Below are 309 nucleotides of genomic sequence, written 5' to 3'. Positions count from 1 at the left end.
CGGAGGTGCGTACATCGTCATGGACAGCCAGTCCATCGGTGCCGACCTCACCTTCGCCTGGCCGACGAACGAGATCGCCGTGATGGGAGCGGAGGGTGCGGCCAACGTCATCTTCCGCAGGCAGATCGCCGAGGCCGAGGACCCCGAGGCCATGCGGGCCCGCATGGTCAAGGAGTACAAGTCCGAGCTCATGCACCCCTACTACGCGGCCGAGCGCGGCCTGGTGGACGACGTGATCGACCCCGCCGAGACCCGCGAGGTGCTCGCCAGGTCCTTGGCGATGCTCCAGACCAAGCACGCCGACCTGCC

Annotated in this window: 1 protein-coding gene; it reads left to right on the top strand. The window is 68.0% G+C overall.

Translation table 11 applies throughout. The annotated features are described in order from the left end of the window. Window positions 1–309: carboxyl transferase domain-containing protein (locus tag KUM44_RS07960; protein WP_302185979.1), on the top strand; the 309-nt coding region annotated here is incomplete at both ends.

Origin of the sequence: Streptomyces sp. AC550_RSS872, assembly GCF_019049285.1 — a bacterium.
Taxonomy (GTDB): Bacteria; Actinomycetota; Actinomycetes; order Streptomycetales; family Streptomycetaceae; genus Streptomyces.
Note: the sequence above shows the minus strand (reverse complement) of the source record. Positions and strands in the feature narration are given on the sequence as shown.